This window comes from Atribacter sp. (assembly GCF_035418125.1).
In the GTDB taxonomy this organism is placed as follows: Bacteria; Atribacterota; Atribacteria; order Atribacterales; family Atribacteraceae; genus Atribacter; species Atribacter allofermentans.
The window spans coordinates 1-3,952 of record NZ_DAOLQM010000208.1 but is presented as its reverse complement, the minus strand read 5'-3'; the positions used below and the strand labels follow the sequence as shown (position 1 = coordinate 3,952).

Sequence of the window (3,952 nt, the reverse complement as noted above, 5' to 3'; positions counted from 1 at the left end):
GATTACTCTTCCCGCCATTGAAAACCCATTCCATATCCGGAGCAACGTTCTGTACTCCTTGAATAAAAGCTTTGGTTCTCTGCTCATGAGCCCACTCAATGGAAGCATCGCTGATGGTAGCCATTTTTATCTTTTTATCAGGGAAATATTCCAATATTTTCTTAGCTGCCAATTCACCCATGGCAACAGCGCCCTGTTTTTCATCGATTTGCATAGTTGGATATTTCACATTTCCCGAACTGACATTCACGAAAGAAACGACCGGAATTCCAGCTTGTTGAGCAGCATCTATTGACACTTCCATGGCTGCCTGATCATAAGCTTGGCAAATGATTCCGTCGACCTGTCGAGCAATAAGGTCTTCCATAGCTGCTGCTTGGACTTCTGGTTTCATTTGCCCATCCATCGGGATATACTCAATGCCTAAAGATTCACAATAGGCTTTCGCTGCCACCTGATGAGCTTGTTGATAAGAATCATGCAAACCCCAAAACACTTGCCCTATCACCAGCTTTTCTTGGGCTCCAGCATAAAATCCTACCGCAAGAATGAAAGCAATCACTAAAATTGAAACCAGCATTACCAATCTTTTTTTCACGACTTACTCCTCCTTTATAAATTATTTCTTTAGTCTTTTTTAAAATATTGATTTTATCAGGTTCAATATCACCCCCTAATCAAGAAAAAGCCTTTCCACGGCGGCAGAAGTATTAAACTTTGGTATTCAATATCAATTGATCCATATAGGGCGAAAGAGGCTCAGGACCTTTATCGGTAATGAGAAAGGCACTTTCAAATCGAACCCCATTTGCTTCCGGGACCGAAAAGACACTCACATCCACACAGACTGTCATACCGGCCTGAAGAATATCATTGCTATTAGGCCCAAAAAAGGGAGCTTCAGCTTCCATTAGCCCTATAGTATGAGCAAAGGGACAGACGATATTTTTTCCATACCCTTGTTTGGTTACAAATTCATGGGTTACAGCATTAATATCTTTTCCAATCATCCCTGGCTTTAAATTGGATTTAGTAATCCGGTAGGCTTCAACCATATCGTTGATACAGCGTCTTTGTGCTTCATTGAACTTTCCACCAACCACCATGGTATAGCCAAATACTCCTGCATAACCATTGTATCGAGGGCTGAGTCCCATCATCACCGTTTCACCAACTTGCAATTTCTTGTCCGAAGCTGTAGGAACTACTCCGCTGGTTCGCTCTCCGCTGGCAACAATAGCTTTAAAGGCAAACCAATTCGCTCCCAAGGATCGGGCCTTCCCCTCTCCAGCTCCAGCAATTTCGATCTCTGAAACACCTTCACGAACCAGGGGCTTCATCATCTGAAAAGATTGGTCGGCAATAGCAAAGGCTTTTCTGATCTGTTCTTGTTCCCAGGGTGACTTAATCTTCCGAAATTGTTCATATTCAGTAGTGATATCAACCAGGTCAATTCCCAATAAATCTTTTTTAAGTAACTGGTAAACTCCGAAGGGCATCTTATCCAGCCCAACCACACCCAGTTTTTGGCTTTTCCCTTTAATGCCAATTTCATCAAAGACTTCGGCAAAAGAAGATATGGTAGCATTCGGATATTCCTCCTCTGGAACCATAAAAACCGGTATATTTTTGGTCTTCTTAATTGCTGAATCGGTTTTGGCAAAAGGTTCCGATTCTGGTCCTCCCAAAATCATTGGTTCACCTTGACGGGGAATAAACAGGCAGCCACTCTCGAATTGTGGACACCAACCGGATAAATACCACCCATTGGCTATATTGAGTTCATCGTAATATACCAAAGTCCCTGGAAGATCTTTTGTGACAAGAAGGTCTTGTACTTTTTTTAAGCGAGATTTCATTTCATATTCTGGTAATAACATAGTCCTTTCTCTCCTTTTATTTTATGTTTTTTATTTCAATGAAATACATGATTTTCTCTCAACAAGAATAGGAGACAACTCAATCCGTTGAGCGGGAAGAGGTTCATTTTCCTGCATTTTATCAATGACCAATTTTGCCGCTAAACGCCCCATTTCTGATCCCGGAATTTTCATGGTTGTAAGCGGTGGATGGAAAAATCTCGCCATCTCAATATCATCAAATCCCATCACTGATAGTCGGTCTGGAATAGAAATATTCATTTCATTGGCTTTTTGAAGAACTCCTATTCCCATTTCATCATTGGTTAAAATGGCAGTGGGTGGATTGGATAGCAAGAAAAGTTTCTCCATACTCCGTGCTCCCCCATCAACGTTAAAATCCTCATTGTAAACGATATATTCACGGCGGATTGGGATACCATGAGATTGCAGGACTTTTAAGTAGCTGTTTTCTAATGCTCGAGAAAAATAATGATGTTCCGCTCCGGCTATTAAGCCAATATTTTTATGACCTAAATTTATGAGATATTCGACTGCCTCCAGTGCTCCTCTTTTATAATCACAGAGAACACAATCGAAGCCAATTGGACCGATATCATCCACCATTACCACAATAAAACCGTTTTCCTTAAGGTAAAAAAGAAATTTTGGATCGGTTTCTCCAATGACGATTAAGTATTTCAGACTTTTTTCTGCAATAAAAAGGGGAAGATCGAGAGGAGTGTAATTATCCCGTTGGGATACTGATGATATCACTACGTTAAGCCGCTTCTCGAACATGGTTTTTTCAATCCCAGAGATAACACTTGAAAAAAAATAATGATCAGAATGAACGTATTCACCAAATAGCACGCCAACATATTTAGTATCATCGGAAAAAGGATGTTTTTTTTGGCTCAAAAACCGAGCGGACAGATTTGGTTGATAGTTCAAAAGGTTGATTGCTTTCAATACCCGGTCTTTGATTTCATCGCTCACGGCTTCTGAGCCATTGATTACCCTTGAAACCGTTGCAACACTTACACCAGCTTCTCGGGCTACATCTCGAATGGTTGGTGGCATGCTCTCTCCTTTAGGTTCTTTTTGTGTAACCGTTTTCAGCTTTCTTTGACACTTTCTCTCCATTGATGAGCCAGTCCTGCTGCCGAATAAAAATGTGCACCTTTATCTTTAAAAGCATCAATCACTTTAGATAGTTCAGTTAAGGCTCGGGGCCCACAGTTTTTGATAATAAATTGAAGAGGCTCAACGGTGGCCTCTCCATAAGAAAGGCGAGAAGGCATTTCAATGAATTCCCAGGGATGGATATATAAACAAAATACCGCCGGCAGGTTTCTATCGGCACAGTAAGCTATCATACTATTGACATGCTTCATCAATGATTCAGCGCCTTCGGTTCGGAAAAGAGGCCATTGATCTCGATCCCGACCATACTGATCATGACTTTCTATAGTAAGATCAGCAAAATTTGGTATTTCAAGAATGGAAAGGTTCCCTTCTTGTGTCCAATCTTTTGCTGATGGATAGTAAGGAGTAACTCTTTCTTGATAGTAATAAAGCGGATAAGTAGCATCGGCGAGATACCCCAATTTCTCTAAGGTATTCACCATAATAGTACTTCCCCAAAGTCTGGGAGCTCGAAAAGACTGGGGAGCTTCTCCAATAACTTCAGCAATCATTGCCGTAGCTACTTCAAGGCGATGAGGTATTTCTTCGGGTAAAACTGGCTTGACCAGTGGAATCTCAAAAAGTGGATCGCCAATCGTCTCGTGATGAATGGTGTGACAGCCCACTTCAAAACCTCTTTGTTTAATCTCACGAGTGAGTTCCGGGAATTTTTGGGCTGCCTCAGCAACCATAAAAAAAGTAGCAGGGATTCCTTTTTTCTCAAACAAATCCATCAAAAGCGGTGTTCCTTTTTCAACTCCATTATAAAAAGGCGTAAAACTCCCTATATCAGTTTCGGTATCTACTCCAATAACAACTGAAATATCCATCTTTTACCCTCTTTTCTTTTAAATATAAACAATTGTAAACGAATACGTAACCGTTATCATTTTAACTAAAAAATA

General features: G+C 40.7%; 4 protein-coding genes. All 4 read right to left on the bottom strand.

Annotated features, from left to right (window positions below):
• A partial coding sequence (locus tag PLK24_RS09300; protein ID WP_324478469.1) for a sugar ABC transporter substrate-binding protein occupies positions 1–598 on the bottom strand: 598 nt, incomplete at its 3' end.
• Positions 599–710: 112 nt separating this feature from the next.
• On the bottom strand, positions 711–1,880 hold the full coding sequence (locus PLK24_RS09295) for a M24 family metallopeptidase (RefSeq protein ID WP_324478468.1): 1,170 nt from the start codon (positions 1,878–1,880) through the stop codon (positions 711–713).
• Positions 1,881–1,910: 30 nt separating this feature from the next.
• The gene (locus tag PLK24_RS09290; RefSeq protein ID WP_324478466.1) at positions 1,911–2,942 is read right to left on the bottom strand and encodes a LacI family DNA-binding transcriptional regulator; all 1,032 of its coding nucleotides are present in this window, start codon (positions 2,940–2,942) and stop codon (positions 1,911–1,913) included.
• A gap of 35 nt (positions 2,943–2,977) precedes the next feature.
• On the bottom strand, positions 2,978–3,877 hold the full coding sequence (locus tag PLK24_RS09285; RefSeq protein WP_324478464.1) for a polysaccharide deacetylase family protein: 900 nt from the start codon (positions 3,875–3,877) through the stop codon (positions 2,978–2,980).
• Between the last annotated feature and the right edge of the window lie 75 nt (positions 3,878–3,952).